This window comes from Pseudarthrobacter sp. J1763 (assembly GCF_050490295.1).
In the GTDB taxonomy this organism is placed as follows: Bacteria; Actinomycetota; Actinomycetes; order Actinomycetales; family Micrococcaceae; genus JBNPEO01.
Genome location: NZ_JBNPEN010000001.1, coordinates 263928 through 282125 on the forward strand (window position 1 = coordinate 263928; position 18198 = coordinate 282125).

The 18198-nt window shown below is 57.5% G+C and carries 16 protein-coding genes; 10 read left to right on the plus strand and 6 right to left on the minus strand.

Translation table 11 applies throughout. The annotated features are described in order from the left end of the window. Positions 1 to 34: 34 nt before the first annotated feature. Positions 35 to 1009: a J domain-containing protein gene (locus ACQQCD_RS01290; protein ID WP_430266580.1), complete on the minus strand. Its 975-nt coding sequence runs from the start codon at positions 1007 to 1009 to the stop codon at positions 35 to 37. A 356-nt stretch (positions 1010 to 1365) separates the two neighbouring features. On the opposite strand from ACQQCD_RS01290, the gene ACQQCD_RS01295 reads away from it, so the two are divergent. The 9 genes from ACQQCD_RS01295 (at position 1366) to ACQQCD_RS01335 (ending at position 11797) form a co-directional block, all read left to right on the plus strand. Then, positions 1366 to 1965: a hypothetical protein gene (locus tag ACQQCD_RS01295; protein WP_430266581.1), complete on the plus strand. Its 600-nt coding sequence runs from the start codon at positions 1366 to 1368 to the stop codon at positions 1963 to 1965. Between the two features lie 89 nt (positions 1966 to 2054). After that, positions 2055 to 3266, plus strand: coding sequence for a cysteine desulfurase family protein (locus tag ACQQCD_RS01300; RefSeq protein WP_430266582.1), 1212 nt, complete (start codon positions 2055 to 2057; stop codon positions 3264 to 3266). A 148-nt stretch (positions 3267 to 3414) separates the two neighbouring features. Continuing rightward, complete coding sequence (gene mnmA, locus ACQQCD_RS01305; RefSeq protein ID WP_430266583.1) at positions 3415 to 4554, plus strand: tRNA 2-thiouridine(34) synthase MnmA; 1140 nt, start codon at positions 3415 to 3417, stop codon at positions 4552 to 4554. Between the two features lie 231 nt (positions 4555 to 4785). Continuing rightward, on the plus strand, positions 4786 to 6429 hold the full coding sequence (locus ACQQCD_RS01310) for an ABC transporter substrate-binding protein (protein WP_430266584.1): 1644 nt from the start codon (positions 4786 to 4788) through the stop codon (positions 6427 to 6429). A 98-nt stretch (positions 6430 to 6527) separates the two neighbouring features. Continuing rightward, positions 6528 to 7619, plus strand: a complete 1092-nt coding sequence (locus ACQQCD_RS01315) for an ABC transporter permease (RefSeq protein ID WP_430266585.1) — start codon at positions 6528 to 6530, stop codon at positions 7617 to 7619. 1 nt (position 7620) lies between these two features. Continuing rightward, entirely contained in the window at positions 7621 to 8601 is a 981-nt protein-coding gene (locus tag ACQQCD_RS01320) for an ABC transporter permease (RefSeq protein ID WP_430266586.1), read from the plus strand. Continuing rightward, positions 8598 to 10301: a dipeptide ABC transporter ATP-binding protein gene (locus ACQQCD_RS01325; RefSeq protein ID WP_430266587.1), complete on the plus strand. Its 1704-nt coding sequence runs from the start codon at positions 8598 to 8600 to the stop codon at positions 10299 to 10301. The genes ACQQCD_RS01320 and ACQQCD_RS01325 overlap by 4 nt, the downstream gene beginning before the upstream one ends. Positions 10302 to 10398: 97 nt before the next feature. Continuing rightward, on the plus strand, positions 10399 to 10791 hold the full coding sequence (locus ACQQCD_RS01330) for a chorismate mutase (protein ID WP_430266588.1): 393 nt from the start codon (positions 10399 to 10401) through the stop codon (positions 10789 to 10791). Next, entirely contained in the window at positions 10778 to 11797 is a 1020-nt protein-coding gene (locus ACQQCD_RS01335; protein WP_430266589.1) for a hypothetical protein, read from the plus strand. The genes ACQQCD_RS01330 and ACQQCD_RS01335 overlap by 14 nt, the downstream gene beginning before the upstream one ends. Before the next feature lie 32 nt (positions 11798 to 11829). On the opposite strand, the gene ACQQCD_RS01340 is transcribed toward ACQQCD_RS01335, so the two are convergent. From ACQQCD_RS01340 to ACQQCD_RS01360, 5 genes are read right to left on the minus strand one after another with little or no spacing between them, the layout of a single operon-like run. After that, positions 11830 to 13122, minus strand: a complete 1293-nt coding sequence (locus ACQQCD_RS01340; protein ID WP_430266590.1) for a DUF58 domain-containing protein — start codon at positions 13120 to 13122, stop codon at positions 11830 to 11832. Then, on the minus strand, positions 13122 to 14108 hold the full coding sequence (locus ACQQCD_RS01345) for an AAA family ATPase (protein ID WP_430266591.1): 987 nt from the start codon (positions 14106 to 14108) through the stop codon (positions 13122 to 13124). The genes ACQQCD_RS01340 and ACQQCD_RS01345 overlap by 1 nt, the downstream gene beginning before the upstream one ends. After that, positions 14105 to 15298, minus strand: a complete 1194-nt coding sequence (locus ACQQCD_RS01350) for a DUF4350 domain-containing protein (protein WP_430266592.1) — start codon at positions 15296 to 15298, stop codon at positions 14105 to 14107. The genes ACQQCD_RS01345 and ACQQCD_RS01350 overlap by 4 nt, the downstream gene beginning before the upstream one ends. Beyond that, positions 15295 to 15993, minus strand: coding sequence for a DUF4129 domain-containing protein (locus ACQQCD_RS01355; protein WP_430266593.1), 699 nt, complete (start codon positions 15991 to 15993; stop codon positions 15295 to 15297). The genes ACQQCD_RS01350 and ACQQCD_RS01355 overlap by 4 nt, the downstream gene beginning before the upstream one ends. Then, positions 15990 to 17150, minus strand: a complete 1161-nt coding sequence (locus ACQQCD_RS01360; RefSeq protein WP_430266594.1) for a hypothetical protein — start codon at positions 17148 to 17150, stop codon at positions 15990 to 15992. The genes ACQQCD_RS01355 and ACQQCD_RS01360 overlap by 4 nt, the downstream gene beginning before the upstream one ends. 315 nt (positions 17151 to 17465) lie before the next feature. Here ACQQCD_RS01360 and mtrA point away from each other — a divergent pair, with 315 nt between their 5' ends. Further along, a complete protein-coding gene (gene mtrA, locus ACQQCD_RS01365) occupies positions 17466 to 18140 on the plus strand; it encodes an MtrAB system response regulator MtrA (protein WP_430266595.1) in 675 nt (224 codons plus the stop codon). The last annotated feature ends 58 nt before the right edge of the window (positions 18141 to 18198 follow it).

The window sequence follows — 18198 nt, forward strand, 5'->3', positions numbered from 1 at the left end:
ATCCTAGTGCCGGGCGCGTGCATCCCTTGAATTGCTAGTGCATCCCTTTGATCAGCCGCGCAAGAATAGGCACATCAACGGTGTTAGGTACTGGCCCAGAACCGAGGAAGTGTTTTAGCCCGCGAATCAGGCCAGCGGCATTCACCACCTCGGGGGCGATGATTTCCGAGCCACCGCGATGATCGTCAATGACCGGTTGATGAATGGCGCCGTCGGGACTATGAATAACAGTCCAAGCCGTGACGTTCAATTCCGGGAAAGCATCCTGAAGACTCCGCAGCGATGGCGCCAGCCGGGGCGGTTTCACTAACCGGCCAGCCCGGTTCAGCGAGTCACCATTCCAACCATAAACGCCCGGTGGGAGAAGCATGGAGTCGATCAAAGCTAAGCGGTAACCGACTAAAAGGGCGTGGTCTATGTGGCTGTTGTTATGCGGTGCCACCAGCCCGTTGATGAGCCTAGCGGATGGCATTTCGGACAAAATTCCACGAACCAAGAGTTGCACTGTGCGCATTTCGCGGGCAATCCGGGCCTCTGCGCCAAAGATTCCACGCTTGCGGGGGAGGCCATGCATTTGCTGACGTGCCATAGCCTCGGGGATCATACTGGTGCCGAACGCCGAGGGGTCTTCGCCCGGTGCCCCGGTGGGAAACGGTGGAACAAACACTGCAGGATCAGTTGCGCTAACCCGGGGTGCAGGTCTGCGGACACCGTGTGCGGTGAAGCCAGCCGTACCTGACGAATGGCCCGACGACGAACGGTACCCGGACTTTTCGGCAGTAGTTCGCGGAACCGAACCTGCGCCGTAGCTGCCGTCGTAAGCCGCCCGCCTTTTGGGATCGGAGAGCGTTTCAAAAGCAAGAGTGACAAGACGGAACGTTGCAGGATCTCCACCATGGTCAGGGTGGGTGCGCCTAGCCTGTTTGCGGTACGCAACTTTGATTTCTTGAGTTGTAGCGGTGATCGGCACACCAAGAATCTCGTAGTGCGTCACACGAGCTTTGCTCACAGTTGTTGCTCATCCCTCCGTGGCCAAGATTCACGAGCCAAATTCGTGGCGAGAACCTACAAAATACGTGCGCATTTCGCCTGCCAAGCTTATCCGGTGAACAGCCACTTTATCCATGGGCATGATCGCTCATCGGCTTTGGACTTGATGACACTCCAAGCGGCAACAGATTAGAATCGTCCACGGTGGCGTGCGGCGCAGGTGCGCAAGCGCACCAGCGTCGGCAAAAGCAAGGGGAAGCAGTGCATACGACAGTCCATTCAGAGGTGGGCCAAGTGCGCCCTGCGGCGCAATGCCGTCGAACTTTTTCTGCCTTGAGTGCCCTATTACTTTGCGCAAGTCTTGCTGCGTGCGCCGTGGCCGTTGACGATCCCAAAGCCCCCAAACCGGCGCCGAGCACACCAACATTGGCCACCCCCACGGTCATCCCCGGTCATGACGCCGCAGCTGTAGCCGCTAAGGACATGACCTTCGCCGCGGGTAACACGCTCGCCGCATCCGTGCCGATTAGCTTCGGACAAGGCCTTGAAGAAACCCCAGGATGGAGAATCACACGAAATAACGTTGATTCAGGAACTGACTACACGAGCACCGCCGGGTGTATTGTCTCGGCCAAAACCCGTACTAAACAGAGATCACTGTCTGTTGCCGGTGATGACAACGCCGCCACGGCAGGGATGTTTGCTTACCTTGATTCAAGTGTTTTGCCTGAGTACCTCAAAACCGCCCAATTACGGTGGGGCGGCGATGATGAAAAGCCAGGCAAAAAACTTGACGTCCTTGCTCTAGAAACCAAAGCCGCGCCTCCCGTGCGCGCCTCGGTGGTTTATGCACGGGTGTTCTCCCAAGCAGAGTCAACGCTGCTCTTGAGTATCTCGTGCCCAACGGATGCGGCGCTCGCCGCTGCTAAAGGCACAGTGATTAAAAGAATGGTGGTGCAACCACCTGCCGATTAGCACTCGGTGAGTGACTGACGGCCGGCACTTGCTTGCGTTACCTTGTCCTGCCCACAACGAGCCATAGCAAGCGGACATAGAATAGAACAGTGCCAAGCTACCTAGATCACGCCGCCACAACACCCCTTTCGGATTCCGCTCTTGCTGAAATGACCCGTGAATTGGCCAAAGTAGGTAACCCCTCTTCACTCCACTCGGCTGGCCGTTCGGCCCGGCGCACAGTGGAGGATGCTCGCGAGCGCTTGGCCGCTGCGGCGGGTGCGCACCCTTCAGAGGTCATCTTCACTTCCGGCGGCACAGAGGCGGACAACCTCGCCATCAAGGGCATGTACTGGGCTCGAAAAAAGCGGGATGCGGCCAAGCGCAGGATCCTCTGTGCCGGCATCGAACACCATGCGGTACTGGACACCGTTGAGTGGTTGGAACGCCACGAGGACGCCGAGATCGTCTGGTTGCCAGTAGATAGCTACGGCGTGGTGGACCTCGCGGCGGTGGAACGTGAGCTGAGTCAGAGCCCAGAAACCATTGCCTTGTTGACCCTGATGTGGGCCAACAACGAGGTGGGGAGCGTTCAGCCCATCAAGGAAGTTGTGGAATTAGCTCACGCGCACGGCATTCCAGTGCATTCGGACGCGGTGCAGGCGTTTGGCTCGGTACCCGTGAATTTCAAGAGCTCAGGCCTTGATGCCATGAGCGTTTCAGCGCATAAAATCGGCGGCCCTATGGGGATCGGCGCACTCTTTCTAGGCCGTGCAGTTGCCTTGGAAGCAACTCAGCATGGTGGCGGCCAAGAACGTGATGTTCGTTCCGGCACCTTGGACACACCAGCGATTGCTGCCTTTGCAATTGCCGCCGAGGAGGCAGCAGCCCACTTGGATACCGAGGCGGTGCGGCTCAGTGCTTTGCGAGATCAGCTCATCGAGGGGGTTCTCGCGGCGGTTCCCCAAGCTCAATTACGCGGCGCGCCAGGCTCCGGACGTTTGCCGGGGAACGCTCACTTCACCTTCCCAGGCTGCGAGGGGGACTCGCTGCTGTTCCTGTTGGACTTGGTTGGGGTGCAATCGTCAACTGGATCGGCATGCACGGCAGGAGTGCCACGGCCCTCACATGTGTTGTTGGCCATGGGCTTGGACGAAGAAACTGCCCGTGGTGCCCAGCGCTTTAGCTTGGGGCACAACTCCACCGAGGCAGACGTCTTAGCCCTACTTTCCGCCCTTCCGGGAGCTTATGCCCAAGCATTGAAGGCCGGAATGGCTTCCCATATTTCTTCTATCCAAACGGCTGGAACCCTCAATCCCTAGGCCTCGGCTCTAGGGTCACGCTGCACCAGGGTCCACCCGGCGCTAGAATAGTGGGGCACCCACCACGTCCTTGGCGTGGCAGTAATTTAACGCAGTTCCTTGGTGAACTCTTCAAAGCACTGTGTGCAAAGTCCATTAGAGAGTAATTATGCGAGTCCTTGCAGCCATGAGCGGTGGAGTCGATTCCGCCGTTGCCGCCGCCCGAGCCGTTGAGGCGGGCCATGACGTTGTTGGCGTCCACTTGGCCCTATCCCGAATGCCCGGTACTTTGCGTACCGGAAGCCGCGGTTGTTGCACTATCGAGGACTCCCGTGATGCGTGGCGAGCGTGCGACATTTTGGGCATCCCCTATTACGTGTGGGACTTCTCTGAACGCTTTAAAGAAGACGTAGTCCAAGACTTCATTGACGAATACGCTGCGGGGCGCACGCCTAACCCATGCATGCGCTGCAACGAACGCATCAAGTTCGCCGCGCTGCTGGAGAAAGCCATCGCTTTGGGCTTCGACGCAGTGTGCACTGGTCACTATGCCAAGGTCATCACTGACGCCGATGGCAACCCTGAATTGCACCGTGCTGCAGATTGGGCCAAAGACCAGAGTTATGTACTTGGTGTTCTGACGCATGAGCAGCTCAAGCATTCGATGTTCCCGCTCGCTGACACCCCATCCAAGGCCGAAGTCCGCGCCGAGGCTGAACGCCGCGGACTCTCCGTGGCCAACAAGCCGGACAGCCACGACATTTGTTTTATCCCAGACGGGGACACCGCGGGTTGGCTGGCCGAGAAGATTGACATGACCAACGGCGACATCGTTGACGAGACAGGCACCAAAGTAGGGGAGCACCCCGGCGCTAACGCTTTCACCGTTGGACAGCGGCGTGGCCTCAAGCTCGGCACCCCCGCGGCGGACGGCAAGCCGCGCTTTGTTCTGGAGATCCGCCCCAAGGAAAACAAAGTTGTGGTGGGGCCCGAGGCACTGTTGGCGATCGACGAGATCCGCGGCATCAAAGTCTCTTGGGCCGGGTTGCCGATTAGCGAAGTCAACACCGGCGAAGAGTTTGCTTGCTACGCCCAGGTGCGCGCTCACGGGGATCCGGTGCCGGCTCGCGCCAAGGTAGAAATGGTCGACGACGAGAACGGCACCGCCCGTACTCAGGTGTTGGTAACCCTTGATGAATCACTGCGTGGTGTGGCTCCCGGTCAAACTGTTGTTCTCTATCAGGGCAGCCGTGTTTTGGGCCAAGCAACCATCGATGTGGCACGTTCTTTGCAACGCACTGCGCTCTAGTTGCGACTTCTGGAGAAGCCCGGACGCCACAGATTTGCCCGGTAAGGGCGTCCAGCCGCGGTGCTAGTTATTAGTGAACTAACAATCGTGTTGTAAACATCTGATTGCAAATTGGGTTTAGGCGCGCCTTCCAGCCATTCGTCTGGTAGAAACGAGAGATCACGAATGTGCTGGCGGTCACCTTGGGGTGTGATGCCAGGCACTTCGCACGCATCGAAAGAAAGTCACCCAATGACTAAGTACACCTTTGATCGTCGTCATTTTCTCGGGTTTGCCGGTATGTCCGTTCTGGCAATTGGCGTCACAGCCTGCACCGGCCCTAGCGGTGGAAGCACCAGCAGCGCCAGCGGCGCTTCCGGAGCAGCCATCGTTTTGGGCACCACTGACAAAGTCACCTTCTTGGATCCAGCTGGTTCCTACGACAACGGCTCCTTTATGGTGATGAACCAGATCTACCCCTTTGTTCTGAACTCGAAGCCAGGCAGCGCGGATCCCACTCCGGATATCGCCGAGTCCGCTAGTTTCACGAGCCCCACCGAATACACGGTCAAGCTGAAGTCGGGTCTGAAATGGGCTAATGGCAACACTTTGGATTCAACGGACGTGAAATTCAGCTTTGATCGTCAGCTCAAGATCAACGATCCGAACGGTCCGGCAACCTTGCTGGCCAACCTGGATTCCGTGAGTGCTCCTGACGCCACAACAGTGATCTTCAAACTCAAGCAGGGGAATGACCAAACCTTCCCGCAGATCTTGACCAGCCCGGCTGGGCCCATTGTGGATCACAAGACGTTCCCAGCGGACAAGGTTATCGATGACGACGCGATCATCAAGGCGAAGGCTTTTGCTGGGCAGTACACGATTGAGTCGTACAAAAAGAACGAGCTCATCAGCTTCAAGGCCTACGCGGACTACAAGGGCTTGCTCGGTGCACCCAAGACCAGCGACGTCACCATCAAGTACTACGCTGACGCTTCTAACTTGAAGCTAGATGTTGAACAGGGCAACGTTGACGTTGCTACCCGGAGCCTGTCCGCCACGGACATCGCTGACCTGAAGACCAAGAGCGACAAGGTTCGTGTAGACGTAGGACCCGGTGGCGAGCTGCGCTACATCGTGTTCAACTTTGACACGATGCCCTTCGGCGCCAAGACCCCTGAGGCTGATCCCGCCAAGGCATTGGCCATCCGGCAGGCAATGGCTAACGTTGTTGATCGCCAGGCAATTGCTGATCAGGTCTACAAAGGAACCTACCTTCCGGTCTACTCCCACGTACCGCAAGGATTTGCTGGTGCCACTGAACCGTTGAAGAGCATGTACGGCGACGGTTCGGGCAAGCCCAGTGTGGACAAGGCCAAGGCTGTGCTTGAGGCAGCAGGCGTTTCCACGCCGGTGACACTTAACCTGCAGTACAACTCGGATCACTACGGCCAGTCCTCCGGCGATGAGTACGCTGCCATCAAGGATCAGCTGGAAAAGAGCTCCTTGTTCAAGGTGAACTTGCAGTCCACTGAGTGGGTGACGTATTCCAAGGAACGCGTTAAGGACACTTACCCGGAATACCAGCTCGGTTGGTTCCCGGACTACTCCGACGCTGACAACTACCTGTCTCCGTTCTTCACAGCCAATAACTTCCTGAAGAACCACTATGACAACAAGAACGTGCAGGACATGATCGCCAAGCAGTTGGTCACCGTGGACAAGCCGGCACGTGAAAAGTTGATTGGTGACATTCAGGAAGCTGTAGCCACGGACCTCTCCACTTTGCCGCTCTTCCAGGGCGCCCAAGTGGCTGTCTCGGGTAAAAACGTGCAGGGCACCAAGGACACCTTGGATGCGTCCTTCAAATTCCGCTTGGGCGTTCTGTCAAAGTAAGCGCCGAACACCCATAAAAACGAAGTGACTGCGTAGGGGGAGGCGGCGCCTGTGGCGCCGCCTCCTTTCTACGGTATTGGACACAACGAACGGCAAGAATGACAACCTTAATTGAAAGTCCGCCAGACGGCGCCGACGCACTCCTCCCCACCGCCAAAGTTAAATCCGGCGGTGGCCTGGGCAAATATATTCTGATCAGATTTCTGCTGATCTTCCCCACTATTTTTATTTTGGTCACCATGGTGTTTTTCCTGATGCGGATCACCGGCGATCCCATCACGGCAGCCCAAGGCGGGCGTCTCTCGCCCGAACAGTTAGCCATCCGAGTTCATGATGCTGGCTACGACAGGCCCGTGCTTGTTCAGTACTTTGAGTACCTCGGCCAGATTGCCACCGGCAACTTTGGCCGCACCATCTCGGACAACCTGAAGGTCACCGACATGCTGGCCACCTACGGGTCGGCAACACTTGAATTGGCCGTCAACTCCTTAGTAGTAGCCTTGCTGCTGGGTGTGCCCTTAGGAATGTGGGCTGCCCGCAAGCGGGACAAAACCCCGGACGCCGTACTGCGCATTTTGGCCATCATGGGCTATGCAACACCCGTGTTTTTTGCTGGCCTATTGCTCAAGCTCATTTTTTCCGTGGGATTAGGATGGCTGCCGGTGGCCGGGCGAGTGTCCTCGAGTAACGAGATTGCGCTCAACTCCCTGGCAGCACCCACAGGGATTTACTGGCTTGATGCCATCCGGAGTGGTAACTTCCAAGCACTCAGCGATGTAGCGGCCCATTCCGTTCTACCCGCCATTGCCCTGGGTCTACTGACTGGAGGTGTGTTCCTGCGTCTAGTACGCACCAACGTTATTGGAACCCTGAGCAAGGACTACGTGGAAGCTGCGCGTTCTCGCGGTGTTAAAGAATTCCGCTTGGTGACAAAGCACGCCTACAAGCCAGCCTTGATCCCGATCATCACGGTGATGGGTCTTCAAATCGCGCTCTTGCTCGGTGGAGCTGTGCTGACTGAAACCACCTTTGAATGGAAAGGCCTTGGCTTCCAGCTGGCTCACTACCTAACCGCCCGTGACTTTATTGCGGTGCAAGGAATTGTGGTTCTGCTGGCCATCATTGTGGCCGTCACCAACTTTGTGGTGGATGTTATCGCCGCCTTGATCGATCCCCGGGTGAGGTACTGAGATGAGTAACGTACCTGAGATTTACCGGCGTCGATCCATTTGGGAACGTCTGCCCATCATCTCCCACCTGAACAAAAGTGTGGGACTCCAACGCGGGATGCTGCTGGCCGGCATCATCTTGACATCGCTGTTTTTGCTGACGGCAGCCTTCGCCCCGTTGATAGCCCCGTACGGTTTTGGTCAGCGGTTCCCCGTGAGCCAAGAACCGCCGTCGAGCGCTCACATCTGGGGTACCACCGCGGGTGGCCTGGATGTTTTCTCGCGCACCATTTGGGGCACCCAAACCGCTGTATTGGTGATCATTGTGGCAGTGGCGCTGTCCATTTTTATTGGTGTTGCGCTGGGACTGCTCTCCGGTTACTTCGGTGGCTGGTTGGACCGTGTTCTGGTGGTTATTGCGGATGCTGTTTACGCGTTCCCTACCTTGCTGCTGGCCATTGTGGTTTCCATTGCCATTAACCACGGAGCCTCTAACCTGTGGTTCGGAATCTTGTCCGCAGCCGCATCGATCACCGTGGTTTTTATCCCTCAGTACTTCCGAGTGATCCGCGCCGAAACCATCCGTCTCAAAACGGAACCCTTTGTGGAATCGGCCAAGGTAGTGGGCGCTTCAAGCACTCGCATTATGGCTCGCCACATATACAAAAACGCCACCCGCACGCTGCCGTTGATCTTTACGCTCAACGCCTCCGAGGCTATCTTGACGCTCGCGGCCCTTGGCTTTTTAGGCTTCGGCTTGGAACCGTCCTCGGCAGCTGAATGGGGCTACGACCTCAACCATGCGCAATCCGATGTCACAGCAGGCATTTGGTGGACTGCATTGTTCCCTGGCATCGCCATTGTGCTCACAGTGCTGGGGCTAACCCTGTTGGGAGAGAGCATGAATGATCTCAACGATCCTCGGCTACGCGGACGGAAGCGGGCGGGCAAAAAGACTGCCACCGCACCCGGAAATGATTCAGCTAAGGAGGCAACGGTATGAGCAACGTTGAGACCACGGCGCCTGGGCCGAATCGCACGGAGGTGCTGAAGATTGAGCACCTCAAAGTTACCTTCGCCACGGACTCCGGCGACGTACGTGCAGTGGATGATGTTTCGCTCAGCGTCGCTTCCGGCGAGGTTGTTGCCATTGTTGGCGAATCCGGCTCGGGGAAGACGGTCACCGCCAAGACCATTTTGGGGCTTTTGCCTGAGACAGCCGTCAGCTCTGGTGCTGTATTGATCAGTGGGCAGAACGTGATTGAAGTGACTCCCGAGAAGCTTCGCCGGATTCGTGGTGAAGACGTGGCGATGGTTTTCCAAGAACCCTCAACTGCGCTTAACCCTGTTTACACGGTGGGTTGGCAGATCGCCGAAGGGCTGCTTGCACACTCTCGCGATGGGCGCCGCATCACCAAAAAAGAAGCACGACGCCGGGCCATCGAAGCCTTGGGCAAAGTGGGAATCCCGGAGCCGGAGAAACGTGTGGATTACTACCCGCACCAATTCTCCGGCGGTCAAAAACAGCGTGTGGTGATTGCTTGTGCTCTTGCGCTGAACCCTTCGTTGATTGTTGCGGACGAACCCACAACGGCCCTGGACGTCACAGTGCAGGCGGAAATACTGCAACTTCTGCGTGAACTGCGTGACGTCTACGGAACATCCATTGTGCTGATTACTCACAACATGGGTGTGGTGGCGGATCTGGCCGACCGTGTGGTGGTGATGTATCAGGGTGATGTGGTGGAAGAAGCCAGCGCAAAAACGCTGTTCGCCCAGCCGCGTGAGGATTACACCAAGAAGCTGCTTGCGGCCGTTCCGCACTTGGGCCGTAATTCGGCCTCGGCCGGACTGACCGAACGTGCGCATCAGGGGAACGAGGTTTTGGTGGAAGCCAAGAACCTGGTCATTGAGTACCCCGGTCGTTTGGGCAGCCCCGGTTTCCGGGCTGTTGACGACGTCAGCTTCACTATTTCGGCCGGCGAAGTCTTTGGGCTGGTGGGGGAGTCCGGTTCCGGGAAGACCACTATTGGGCGTGCCATCGCCGGTTTGAACAAAACTACGGGTGGTTCCCTAAAGGTCTTGGGCTATGAAATGCGGACCTTTAACGAAAGGCGTTTCCGGCCACTCCGCAAGGACATTGGGTTCGTTTTTCAAGACCCAGCGGCGTCCTTTAATCCGCAACTAAGCATTGGCGAATGTGTTGCTGAGCCGTTGCTGATCCATTTGGATCTCAGCCCGGCAGAGGTACGCAAACGGGTGGGCGAATTACTTGAGGCAGTTCAATTGCCTGCAGCTTATGCCGCGCGTTTTCCGCACGAACTCTCGGGCGGTCAACGTCAACGAGCCTCCTTGGCCCGTGCGCTCGCCTTGAACCCCAAATTGTTGATTGCTGATGAACCCACATCAGCGCTTGATGTTTCGGTTCAGGCCAAGGTTCTGGAGCTGTTCCGCGAAATTCAGGCCGAGTTTGGGTTTGCGGCTCTGTTTGTCAGCCACGATTTGGCAGTGGTGGACATGCTCAGCGAGTGGGTTGGTGTGCTTTACAAGGGCAAGCTAGTGGAGCAGGGCATCGGTTCAACGGTGATGGGCAACGCGACGCATCCATATACGCGAAAGCTCATCGCCTCGCTTCCAGTCCCGGACCCGGATGAACAAGCACGACGGCGCGAGGCTCACCGCGCGCTGCTGACAGGTGCCTAAACACCGCATGGGGTGTCAGCGCAGCTTCCCGGTGCTGAAGAGGTAACAGTAGCTGCGCACGCGGTCAACGGGTGCTGCTGCGTCATAGACTGAGTCAATGACGCAGCAGCACCCGGCTACCGACGCCTCCAGCACTAGCACTTCCTTCGATCCAACGGCCAGCTCTCTTGCCGGTCACGTGCAGGATCAGGTGATGAATGAGCTCCTTTCCATCCGTTCAAGCATCGACAACATTGATGCCACGCTGGTTTTTTTACTCGCTGAACGTTTTAAAGCAACCCAGCGCGTGGGTGTCCTCAAAGCGAAGCACCGTTTGCCCGCCGGAGACCCGGGGCGTGAAGCCGCCCAGATCGCGCGGCTACGCAGGCTCGCCGAAGAAGCTCACCTTGACCCGGCTTTTGCTGAGAAATTCTTGAACTTCATCATCAGTGAAGTGATTCGTCATCATGAGGCCATCTCGGCCGATCACGAGAACAATGTCAACGACTAAGCAAGTCACCGCTACTGCCTTTTCAGCATGGCCTGGGAATGATCCTGTTGAAGCGCTCAAGATTGTTCGTGGCGAACTGGGCACGCCGCACACCCCTTTTTTGCCGCAGCTTCCGGACCGCGGAGTAGGTTCAGACGCGATCGGCCGGACAGCAAGTTTGCTGGTGGAACTCCCTGTGGATGTTCAACCACATGGTTGGCGTTTGGTTGACCGTCCAGGCAAGGACATCCGCCGTGCTCACTCAGCCCTGTCCACGGACATTAATATCCTTGCTGACATTGCCGGTGCAGAACAGCAGCCCAGCGATGAACTGAAAATTGAGCTGGTAGGTCCGCTCACGCTCAGCTCCGCCTTGTACGTTCATCGCGGCGAACGTGCTGTGAGCGATCACGGTGCGCGCCGGGAAATCGCCGAATCTCTGGCAGCAGGTGTGGGCCAGCATTTGACCCGTATTCAAAGCGCAGTACCAGGCACGCGGCTCGTGGTTCAGGTCGATGAACATTTGGCAGCCTCCGCGTTGGCGGGGACACTGCCAACGGCGAGTGGCTACCGCACTTTGCGGTCTATCCCGGGAGCCGAAGCTACGGCTACGTGGACGTTACTTGTTGATGCCCTTCGGGACGCTGGGGCACACGAGATTGTGTTCTCCCTGGCGGCGAAGGATGCGCCCTTGCAACGAATCCTGCATTCCGGGGCTGATGGATTCGCCCTCGATGTGGCGGGTATTTCGCGTGAACAGTGGGACATCACTGCTGGTGCTGTCGAAAGCGGAAAACGGCTTTGGGCCGGGCTTGAGCTTGCCTCGAGCCAATCCGGCTCGGCCAGCAAAGCAGCAGATCAGATCATTGTTCCGTGGCGCGAATTAGGTCTGCCGTTGAACACTCTGGGTGCTGTTCGAGTCATGCCAGCGCAACCACTGGATCGTGGCACCCCGCAGCAGGGGAAAACTGTGCTTGGACGGTTGAGCGCCGCGGCAGACGCTATCAACCAGCGAATGCTCGGCTAAGCATCAAAGCTAGTAACCCGCAGCATCCCTTGCTACAGACGCCCGGCCGCTTTGAGCCGGATATAGGCGTCGGCGAGTAAAGGCGGTAATGCCAACGGTGCAGCGTCCACTACCTCGGCCCCCATCTGCCGCAATTGCCTGCTGATTGCTTCCCGCTCAAGGAGGGCGCGCTCTGCCGCCGCTGCCCGATACGTCTGGGTCGCCGTCGTCCGTTCTGTGAGCAGCGCATCTAAAGCTGGATCACGAACACTTGCCACCACCACAACGTGGTCTTGGGCGAGTTGCTGGACTATGGGCAGCAGTCCTTCTTCAGGGGCTCCAGAATCCAAGGCCGTGAGCAAAACCACCAAGGCCCGGTGGGAAGATATGGCGCGTACTTGTTGAGGAATTTGGCTGAAATCCAGCTCGATGAGCGCTGGCTCCAAGGTAGCCATAGATTGGACCAAGTTCTTCAGCAGCATACCCTTGGCGGTGCTTCCGGTGCGCGCCCGGACGCGTCGATCGAAGGCCACAAAGTCCACTCGGTCTCCACCACGTTCGGCCAAAACTGCTAGCAGGAGCGCTGCCTCCATGCCGGTATCCAAGTGCGGTTCATCATCAATCCGCACTGCGGAGAGCCGCGAAGTATCAAGGACAACGATCACCCGCCGGTCCCGCTCTGGCCGCCACGTCCGAACCACCACGGATTGGCGTCGGGCAGTAGCCCTCCAGTCGATGGACCGCACGTCATCGCCGCGCACATAATCGCGCAGCGAGTCGAATTCGGTGCCGGCTCCGCGGATCTGGACAGCGGCCTTGCCGTCCAGCTCACGCAAACGCTTGAGTTTGGAAGGAAGATGACGTTTGGAATGGAACGGTGGCAGCACCTTGACTGAGGCCGGAGCTGAAAACGTTCGCTGACGCGCCCCGAGCCCAAGAGGTCCGAAGGCCCGCACCGTCAGGTTCGCCGTGCGTAGCTCGCCACGGCGCGTTGACAACAAGGTGGTGCTGACTTTGCGTTGCTCTGAAGGTGGAATATCCAAAGCCTGGCGTGCTTTTTGGGCTCCCGCTGAAGGCTGCCAGGCATCTCTCATTTCGCCCTGGAGACGGCGCGACGAATCGTTGCTGACTAGAACTTCACTCGTGCAGGGCTCACCGAGCCGGACGTTCTGGGGAAGCATACGGCGGAACTGAAGTTTCTTCAGCAGGGCGGCCAGCGCAACGTCTAAAAATACCAGCAGCACTAGCGCGGCCAGAGCCAGGAGCACTGTGGACCACGATGGGAATAGCACCAAAAGAACCAGCACAACGGCGGCGAGTAGAAGGACCCGCCCGGAAATGGCCATTAGCGCGGGACGGGCACGGTGGCCAGAATGCCGTAGAGCACGTCATCAACGCTGACACCGTCCATTTGTGCTTCGGCTCGCAAACTCACCCGGTGCCGCAGACATGGGACGGTGAGAGCTTTGACGTCGTCAGGGATTACGTAATTCCTCCCGCACAACCATGCCCAAGCCCGTGAGGTGTTCAGAAGAGCTGTGGTGCCACGAGGTGAAACACCCAACTGGAACGACGGCGCAGTACGAGTAGCGCGCACTACGTCAACAATGTAGGCCAAGACTTCGGGCGCAGCACCTACAGCTGCCACAGCAGCTTTAGCCGCGGCTAGATCGTCTGCGCTTGCCACCGGAGTAACACCGGCCCCGGCCAGGTCGCGAGGGTTAAAACCAGTTGCATGGCGGCGAATAATCTCAATCTCGTCATGACGCTCGGGAAGCTGCATGGTCAGTTTGAGCAGGAACCTATCCAATTGGGCCTCAGGAAGGGCATAAGTCCCCTCATACTCCACTGGGTTCTGGGTGGCCGCCACAATAAATGGATCGGGCAGGGCACGCGAGATACCGTCCACTGATACTTGGCGTTCTTCCATGGCTTCCAGTAGGGACGCCTGAGTTTTGGGAGGTGTCCGGTTGATCTCGTCAGCGAGCAAAATGTTCGTAAAGACGGGGCCTTCGCGGAAGGTGAACTCGGAGGTGTGGGCATCGTAGACCAGTGACCCAGTAATGTCACCGGGCATCAAATCGGGTGTGAACTGGACTCGTTTAGTGTCCAGACTCAAGGCCGCTGATAGGGAGCGGACAAGAAGTGTTTTTGCAACGCCCGGGACTCCTTCCAGCAGCACGTGACCGCCGGCAAGCAGAGCAATGAGCAGGCCGGTCACAGCGGAGTCTTGCCCTACAACGGCTTTACCAACTTCAGCACGAACACGGTTCAACGCTTCGAGCGCGGGATGAGGACCACCGGGAAATTCGGTGGATGGGGTAGTAGTCATCGTGACAGTACTTCCTTCTCTAGTGCGTTGAGTTCTTGCGCCCAGCGGGTTAAATCCGTATCCGTGGCGGGTCTGTAGGAAGTCAAAAGATGGCTAACATCGGTCTCAGGACGCCCCAGATGCCGGGAAACTGCTTCCACTACGCTCGCCACTGGGGCATGTGGACCCAGATGCAATTGGGAGGCCAGGCGGGAGAGTGCGCCTGAACGCAAGTTACTAGCGGCGCGGTCAAGAGAGTTCGACTGCTGATAAAGCCGGGCCCGGCCGTCCACCGTTTCGGAGGATTTCACCACCACTGGCAAGGGCTCTAAAGCGAGTGGACCGAGGCGCCGGCCTCGCCACAGCATGGCTAGCACCCCTAAGAACATCACCCAGAATCCCACCAGGTTTACCCAATCAGGCATCAGCTCGGTGACCGTTTTCGGTTTGCTGGTGTGGGTAACGTCAGAGAAGTCTGGTGTTACCCACACGAGTTTTTCGGTGCTTCCAAGCGAGTTAATCACTAAGGATGCGTTGCCACCCTGAGCTAAAAACTCGTTCATCAGGATTTCTTTGCTGCCCAGTACTGTGACTTGGCCATCCTTGGACGTTGCGTACATTCCGGTTGCGGATCCGCTGTCCTCGCTGCTGTTGTGTGCGCTGCTGTCGGCGCTACCGTAGCAAGCAGTGGCAGAGCGGTAGATACGTACGCGGTGCACCTGTACGTTCCCTGCCCGCTGTGGGATCTCAGCGCTGCACCGTGGATTAAGACTCCCGTGCGGCACTTCGAGAACACCGGCTTGGAATATCTCAGGAGCGAGGACTTTCAAGGATGCGAGGCTCGGAGTGACCACCACGATCTTGCCCCTTCGTGAGGCCAGTGCGAGCAATTGATCTTTGTCCAGGTAGCTGCGCGGGTCGTACAAAAAAGTCGTGGACTCTTGGCTAGCGGAGTCCAGTTCTACAAGGGCTTTTTTGAACGAATCGGGTCCCTTGACGTCCACCTGGTGTTTCTTCAAGACTTCCCCCAGTGCCATTGCACCGTTCGGTTTGGGGTTCTTGAGTGATAGATCGCTGGCATCAGGTGTGGGGCTTGTGGCGATAACAAAGAATATGATCGCAGCCCCGAGGAGAAATCCACTAATGATGATCCAGAGCAGGTGACGGCGGACCCAGGCAAGAGCTTTGGAGAAGGGGCTGCTTATGCTCATTGAGGCACCGCCGGTAGCGCGGAGGTATTTTTGTGGCGCTCTGGCTTGAGTGCTCGAAGCCTAGACTCGAGGCCGCTGAGCTGTTGAACCTGAACTGGGGTGACACTGTGTTTGCCATAAACGATCGCTGAAAAAATCACTGAGGCGCGGTGAAGCTCAGCCTGTTCGGAAACGAAGGACTTGCCAATCTCGGCCGCCGCTTCGCTTGCTGTACGCCCAGCCTTCGCATCGATAACGGTGCGTTCTTCGGCGGTTTTGACCGTGGCGCGGAACCAAGCAACTGCGGCGGCGCTGAGTTCCCCGGCCCTTTGGGCAAGCTCGGCTTCGGACCGGAAGTCGGCAGCAGATTTGGTGTTGTCCTCCTCAAAAACCAAGCCCTGTTTCGGTGCTCGTGCGTTCAGCCGGGGACGGACAATAAATATTGCTGCCACAACCACCACCAACACAGCAACCCCTACCCACACCACGCTGGTTTGGGAGGGAGGGGCGCTGAAATTAACGTCAACTAGATTGCGGAACCAGTTCAACGCATCGTTGAGAAGTTTGCCCAGAAGTGTTGGTTTGGCTTCTTGATAGACACTCCGCGAGAGCTCCTCTTCAGCCCAACGGCGCGCCTCATCTCCTCCCGGAGTAACGGGAGGTTCAGCGAAAAACCGCTGTTGCAGAAGCGTCACTGCAAAACGAATGAACGTCATATGGCTCGGTACGTTCCCAGCACGTTAGCGCTGCCGCCCGGGACGCCACCGTTGTCGATTTCATTGCTTTCATTCAAACGCATGAGTTCCACGTCCAGACCGTCCCGACGCATCCTCAGGTCTAGATAAATCAGCGCGATCACGCTTGCTTGGAGGGCAAAGCCAAATGCACTCACAAAACACGTCAGAACAACAGTCGCAGCCATGGCAATCAAATATCCACCGAGGTAGTCGCCGGGGCTCTGACGCGGTGCAAAGGTACTGAAGATCAAAGTCGATCCGGTACTGATGGCGAACGAGACGATGTTCGTAGAAACGCCCACGATGAGTCCCGTCAGGAGATTGATCCCCAAAATTCGCCACCAATTATGTGTGGTCAAAGTCCATGATCTTTTGATCGAGGCGAAGATCCCCAGCCGCTCCACCACAATGATGGACGGCACTAGCGAAATCTTGATGTAGATCCATAAGAATCCAACGAATACTCCACTCATCCCCAAAAGGTTCAGCGGGAGGGACCATTGCCAGTCCACGTTGGCAGTCAAAACCAAAATCCCTACAGCTAGGCCAAACCACACGGATCCAGCCAGTACTGTCAGCACAGCAAAACCAACCACGGCCCAGATCCTGCCTCGGGCACCTCGCCACATTTGGGCTAGAGAAGTTTTCCGATTAAGTGCAGCGCGTGAAACCGGTATAGAAACAGCGCCCTGCAGGAGCACCGAACAAAGGCCAACCACGGCAGCTAAAAGAACCATCCCACTGATGACCGCAAGGCCAAACGCTGCCACTTCGGGAGGTAGCCCGCCATCGGAGCTCATACTGGAATCTAGGCCGACACCGATACTTGTGGCATAAGAAGCGGTGCCAGCAATAATGAGCCCGATCAATGTGTAGAGGATCAGGGACGAGCCAAGAATTGCACCGGGAGTTCGGCGTAGAACGGAGAAGGCCCCACTGAGGATGTCAGCTAGTCCTAAAGGACGGAGCGGAATTGCGCCTGGCTTCGGGGGCAGGACATAGCCATTGGCGAAATTCGGATTGTAGAAACCAGCTTGCTGGTTGTAACCATTAGCCGGTTGTAGGTACTGCCGCTGTTGGTACGCCTGTTGTTCATACGGGGCTGCTTGATACCGCGGCGACCCATACGGTGGCATCTCTTGGGCCGGAGGATACGGCGGAGGATACGGCGGAGGATACGGCGGCGGAGCTGGCGGTGTAGGCGCCCCGGTATTCTCGGAGGGCTCCGGAGATACCCACGGATTGCTCACACGATTCCTTCCCCCGCCCCGGTCAACGGGGCCACGTGATGGGTGGCACTCGCGGTCGCCGGGGACCTTGTGTTCTCAGACAGCCTATAGGCGCTGATCGCTGCACCGCTAGGCATGTAGAGGGGAAGTTCTCCCCGCTCAGAGCAGCGCCCCTCGGCCAGTCAACGGGACAAAGCTGTGTCAATAAGGGAACATAGACGTATGAAGGCACGCATTCTGGTAGTGGACGACGACGAAGCTCTTGCCGAGATGATTGGCATCGTTTTGCGCAACGACGGTTTCGATCCGGTGTTTTGCGCTGATGGTGGCAGGGCTCTCGAGATTTTCCGTGCGTCCAAGCCTGATTTAGTCCTCTTGGACATTATGTTGCCGGGCTCTGACGGCATTGAAGTGTGCCGGCAGATCCGTGGTGAGTCCGATGTTCCTATTGTGATGTTGACGGCTAAGTCGGACACCTCCGATGTTGTGCGTGGCCTTGAATCAGGCGCTGACGATTACGTCCCCAAGCCCTTTAAACCAGCCGAACTCGTGGCACGTGTTCGAGCGCGGCTACGCCCGGGCGATCAAAAAGCGCCAGAGACTCTTCGCATTGCTGACGTCACTATCGACGTGGCCGGTCACATGGTCAGTCGCGGCGACGAACGAATTTCCCTCACACCACTCGAATTCGACTTGCTCGTGGCGTTGGCTCGGAAGCCGTGGCAGGTGTTCACCCGCGAGCTCCTTTTGGAACAGGTGTGGGGTTACCGTCATGCCGCTGACACACGACTAGTAAATGTTCATGTGCAGCGCCTTCGCTCCAAGATTGAGCGGGATCCGGAAGCCCCTGAAGTAGTTTTGACGGTCCGCGGTGTCGGATATAAAGCAGGTTCCTGAGTCAGCGGTGCCGCCTTCATCTGACGATGCGCCGGACCCAGAACTTACTCCCGATCAA

Excerpts from the sequence above, each read along its gene's own strand:
- ACQQCD_RS01335 (WP_430266589.1), top strand. The coding sequence starts at position 10,778 with ATGTCAACGACTAAGCAAGTCACCGCTACTGCCTTTTCAGCATGGCCT.
- ACQQCD_RS01350 (WP_430266592.1), bottom strand. The coding sequence starts at position 15,298 with ATGAGCATAAGCAGCCCCTTCTCCAAAGCTCTTGCCTGGGTCCGCCGT.
- ACQQCD_RS01310 (WP_430266584.1), top strand. The coding sequence starts at position 4,786 with ATGACTAAGTACACCTTTGATCGTCGTCATTTTCTCGGGTTTGCCGGT.
- ACQQCD_RS01355 (WP_430266593.1), bottom strand. The coding sequence starts at position 15,993 with ATGACGTTCATTCGTTTTGCAGTGACGCTTCTGCAACAGCGGTTTTTC.
- mtrA (WP_430266595.1), top strand. The coding sequence starts at position 17,466 with ATGAAGGCACGCATTCTGGTAGTGGACGACGACGAAGCTCTTGCCGAG.
- ACQQCD_RS01340 (WP_430266590.1), bottom strand. The coding sequence starts at position 13,122 with ATGGCCATTTCCGGGCGGGTCCTTCTACTCGCCGCCGTTGTGCTGGTT.
- ACQQCD_RS01345 (WP_430266591.1), bottom strand. The coding sequence starts at position 14,108 with ATGACTACTACCCCATCCACCGAATTTCCCGGTGGTCCTCATCCCGCG.
- ACQQCD_RS01360 (WP_430266594.1), bottom strand. The coding sequence starts at position 17,150 with ATGCCACCGTATGGGTCGCCGCGGTATCAAGCAGCCCCGTATGAACAA.
- ACQQCD_RS01325 (WP_430266587.1), top strand. The coding sequence starts at position 8,598 with ATGAGCAACGTTGAGACCACGGCGCCTGGGCCGAATCGCACGGAGGTG.
- ACQQCD_RS01330 (WP_430266588.1), top strand. The coding sequence starts at position 10,399 with ATGACGCAGCAGCACCCGGCTACCGACGCCTCCAGCACTAGCACTTCC.
- mnmA (WP_430266583.1), top strand. The coding sequence starts at position 3,415 with ATGCGAGTCCTTGCAGCCATGAGCGGTGGAGTCGATTCCGCCGTTGCC.
- ACQQCD_RS01320 (WP_430266586.1), top strand. The coding sequence starts at position 7,621 with ATGAGTAACGTACCTGAGATTTACCGGCGTCGATCCATTTGGGAACGT.
- ACQQCD_RS01315 (WP_430266585.1), top strand. The coding sequence starts at position 6,528 with ATGACAACCTTAATTGAAAGTCCGCCAGACGGCGCCGACGCACTCCTC.